The sequence below is a fragment of the Methylocaldum sp. genome (assembly GCF_039794385.1).
Taxonomy (GTDB): domain Bacteria; phylum Pseudomonadota; class Gammaproteobacteria; order Methylococcales; family Methylococcaceae; genus Methylocaldum.
In genome coordinates, this window is sequence record NZ_JBDIVO010000405.1 from 1 (window position 1) to 3,769 (window position 3,769).

Annotated in this window: 3 protein-coding genes; 2 read left to right on the forward strand and 1 reads right to left on the reverse strand. The window is 59.0% G+C overall.

Annotated elements, in window-relative coordinates; genetic code table 11:
• The first annotated feature begins 432 nt into the window (after nucleotides 1–432).
• Entirely contained in the window at nucleotides 433–804 is a 372-nt protein-coding gene (locus ABJK70_RS21665; RefSeq protein WP_347259099.1) for a DUF393 domain-containing protein, read from the forward strand.
• 124 nt (nucleotides 805–928) lie between these two features.
• On the opposite strand, the gene ABJK70_RS21670 is transcribed toward ABJK70_RS21665, so the two are convergent.
• Nucleotides 929–2,110, reverse strand: a complete 1,182-nt coding sequence (locus ABJK70_RS21670; RefSeq protein ID WP_347259100.1) for a hypothetical protein — start codon at nucleotides 2,108–2,110, stop codon at nucleotides 929–931.
• A 520-nt stretch (nucleotides 2,111–2,630) separates the two neighbouring features.
• Here ABJK70_RS21670 and ABJK70_RS21675 point away from each other — a divergent pair.
• Nucleotides 2,631–3,769 (forward strand): nitrate- and nitrite sensing domain-containing protein (locus tag ABJK70_RS21675; RefSeq protein ID WP_347259101.1); only part of this gene is annotated, 1,139 nt, incomplete at its 3' end.

Here is a 3,769-nt window from a genome sequence, read left to right on the forward strand (position 1 = left end):
GAGCAGTTCCCGCACCAGTGCGGCGAGTCTCGCATGATCCACGCCGCCGTCCCGGCCGAGCGGCGTCAGCGTTGCACACCAAAGTCCGCGTATGGGAGCGGGTTCCGTCATGGTGAAGTCCTCCTCAGAATCCGGGTGAGGATGCGCCTATCTTAAGTACGCACCGACTGCCGCGCGTTTCAGGAAAGGTTACCGGGGAACCACGGTGAAATCTACGGGATGGGGGTGCCGGCGGATCTTGTGGGTCGCCTCGCCCGTTGCCGTCGGCCACCAGGTTTTAACTCCATTCGGCATCCGAGTGAACATTGCGTAGGGTGGGTTAGCGAAGCGTAACCCACCGGGCGACCTTGAATCGGTGGGTTACGCTTCGCTAACCCACCCTACAAACATGAATGCCTGATTGAAGGCGATTGGGAATAAGAGGCAGAATCCATGAACGAAGACCAGGGAAAGATCACCGTCTATTACGATGGCGCCTGCCCGCGCTGTGTCCGGGAGCGCCGCCGCTACGAGCGGCTGGCGGGAAAAAGCGGCGAGCGGGTCTGTTGGTTCGATATCACGGGACGGGAGGACAGACTCCGCGAGATCGGCATCGATCCCCGCAAGGCCCTGACCGAACTGCATGTCCGCGACGAAAACGGGCGGATCGCGTCCGAGCTGGATGCTTACATCCTATTGCTGGAGAGAGTCGCGTTTCTAAGACCCTTGGCCTGGCTGATCGGACTGCCGGCGATCCGCCCGCTGCTGGCTCGTCTCTATCACAAAATGGTAATCCGCCGGTTGAAAAAGAGCGGGCGGCTGTAGTGGGCTCGCCGAGCACTATCGCTCCAAGAATCGGGCTTTTTATTTCGTTCAATCCTTCCGCCCACCATCGGACGAGCCATGCCGAGAAGCAAACCTGTCGCTCACGATTGACCGCACAGGGATACTATTTGACCTGATCGCCGCCGTCGATCGGGTGATCGGCAGAGCCGGTGCTTTTCATGGAGCATTGCGGAGCGTCGGCTTCCGTAGTCATCCCGCCAGGCGGAGGATCTTCGCAGAAATCCTTAGCCACGGTCACGCCGGTCGGTTGCACGATGCCGGGATCGGTGATGGACGTCAGCAGGGTCCCGGTGTTCGCGTCGTACACCCTCAAGGCATCGGGTTGCGAGACGTACAATTTCGCTTTCTTCGGATGCAGCGCCATCTGATCCATTCCGTAGAATTCGGGAGCGTTGGAAATCGGAACCGAAAACAGCGGTTCGTTGCTGAAGGTCGCGTTCTTGGCGTCATAACGATAGACGTCCAGGAAACCCGCATCTCCCGGGGATTCGCCGTTACTCCGGGCAAAGGCCCGGTCTTCTGCAAAGTCGACCAAACCGGAAATCCCGGAGGACGTGCCGGATAATGCGCGCATGTCGACCCGTTCCAGTCCCGGAATCGCAAACGACGTTATTTCGGGAGCGCCACGGGCGATGACGAGGCCCGATCCGCCGTCCGGAGCGCAGAAGACATTATTGGGTTCGGCGAAACCGAGAGACAGCATCTCGCCGGTATCTCTCAAGGTCCCGGTGTCGCTGAGCGTGAGCCGGCGCACCGTTGCATCGGCGGACGAGGTGGCCAGTACCGAGCCGTCGCTGCAAACCTCGACCGAATTGGTATCGGTACCCACGGACAAGGTGCTGATCTCGGCCTGTTTGGCGATGTCGATGACCGAGATCGGCTGAGTGAAGAGGCCATCGGACACCAGCAGGAACTTCCCGTCGGGGCTGATCGAGAGATCCTCGCCATTGTTGGCGATGGGAATCGGATTCGTGCCTTCGGCGAGGCGGGGAGGCGACGCGGTCAGGTCGATGACGAAGACTTCGCTGTTGAAATTCGTCACGAATCCCCGGGTCTGATCCGGCGTGATGAGAACGTCACCGATCGCCAGGCCGGCGGTCGCTATGGTCACCGATCCCAGTACGGTGTCGGTATCGGCATCGAATATCGTGACCGAAGCCGTGGTGTTGTCCGCCACCATGCCGAGAGCCCTTGCGGACGCCGAAGGCGCCTGTAAGGCCGGGACCAAGATGGCACCCATGAGAATCGCTGCCAGGCCGGTCCTTTTCCTGTAATCGCTGTTCATGTGACTTCATCCCTGCTGTTGCGATCGAGCGATGGCCGCGGTTTTTCGATGCGCGGAATCCGCTCCTTGCTGCGCTTGTTTGGTTAATGAGACTTGTCTTTGGGAAAGGAGTTGCACGCCGAGACGAATCATCCAAAAACGGCGCGACGGCTAGTTTCGAAAGGAACATGCAAACCCGTATGCGCAGAGTGAGTTCCCGCTGCTAAGAGAGTGATCGCTTTCGGGAGTGTCCCGTTATGGTGCGCGCTCCCCTATTTTTGTGCGCCGGATCGATATGCTGCCGTATGTCCTTGGCATACAAGATATTCCCCGCAATCGGCCCGATTCCGGGTAATCGCGTCGACCGGTTCTCTGCGCTTACGCATGGCATGCATTATGTATTCTCGTCATGGAGTGCTAAACGGGGCACGAATCAACGGACAACGGCGTCCATCGGCGGTCATTACGACCCCGCTGGACGCTTTTTTTTGCCCGACGATCGCTCAGGCTGCAAACAGCTCCTAATTGCAAGGGAACATCCATGTACAACGTGCTTCGGCCAGCCATCGTTTTGCTGAGCCATCTTCGCTTTCCTTATAAATTTCTGTTCATCGGCTTGATCTTCGTCCTGCCGCTTGCCGTTTACCTGTACCTGCTGATCGTCGAAATGAACGCCGGCAGCGCATTCGCCCGCGAAGAGCGGTCCGGTGTGGAATACCTGAAGGCTTTGCAGCCTTTGCTGCAGGATTTTCCGAAACACCGTGGGATGGTTTACGCCGCACTCAACGGCGACCGGTCTTTCGATGACGATATTCGGGCCTTGCGAGCCCGCATCGAGGAAGCTAAAGCCGCGGTGAACGAGATCGACAGTCGGCTGGATTCCACGTTGCACACCGCAACCCGATGGAATGCCGTGAAACAAGCGTGGAATCGTCTTGCGAATCAATCCGCGGGCGCGGATGCGAAGGAAAATTTTGCCGCCCACACGTCCCTGATCGCCGGCTTACAGGGGCTGATCGGCCACATCGGAGAGACCTCCAATCTCGTCCTGGATCCCGTTCTCGATAGCGCCTACCTCGCCGATGCCGCAATCCTCAAACTTCCGGCCCTGATGGAGAACCTGGGGCAGGCGCGGGGCTTGGGCACCGGAATGGCCGCTCGCCAGGCGAACGACCCGGACGAGAAATCCCGCCTGATCATGCTGAACACGCTTATCCTGGAAAATCAGCGCGCCATCGAGCGAGGCATGGACGTCGTTTTCCAGACCAACTCGTCGGTCAAGCCCGCGCTGGCTGCCGGTCTCGAACAGAGTCTCACTCATCTCAAGACTTTCCTGGATTTACAGTGGAACGAGCTGATCTCCAACGATTCCATCGTGATGGCGCCTTCCGACTATTTTGCCGCCGGAACCCGCGCTATCGACGCCCAGTTCGCCCTCTACGATGCGGTTCTGCCCACGCTGGATCGCTTGCTGGAGGAGCGTATCGCCGCCTTTGACGCTAAAAACCGTCTGGTCGTCGTGATCGCCGTCACCACGGCTTTGCTGTCCGTCTATCTATTTGCCGCCTTTTATCTGTCGGTACGGCAGACAGTCCACACTCTGGTCAGCAGCGGCCGGCGTCTGGCCGCCGGCGATCTGACCGCGAAAACGCACATAAACTCGCGGGATGAGCTGGTGCA

Coding starts and splice junctions, on each gene's coding strand:
- ABJK70_RS21670 (WP_347259100.1), bottom strand. CDS start 2,110: ATGAACAGCGATTACAGGAAAAGGACCGGCCTGGCAGCGATTCTCATG.
- ABJK70_RS21665 (WP_347259099.1), top strand. CDS start 433: ATGAACGAAGACCAGGGAAAGATCACCGTCTATTACGATGGCGCCTGC.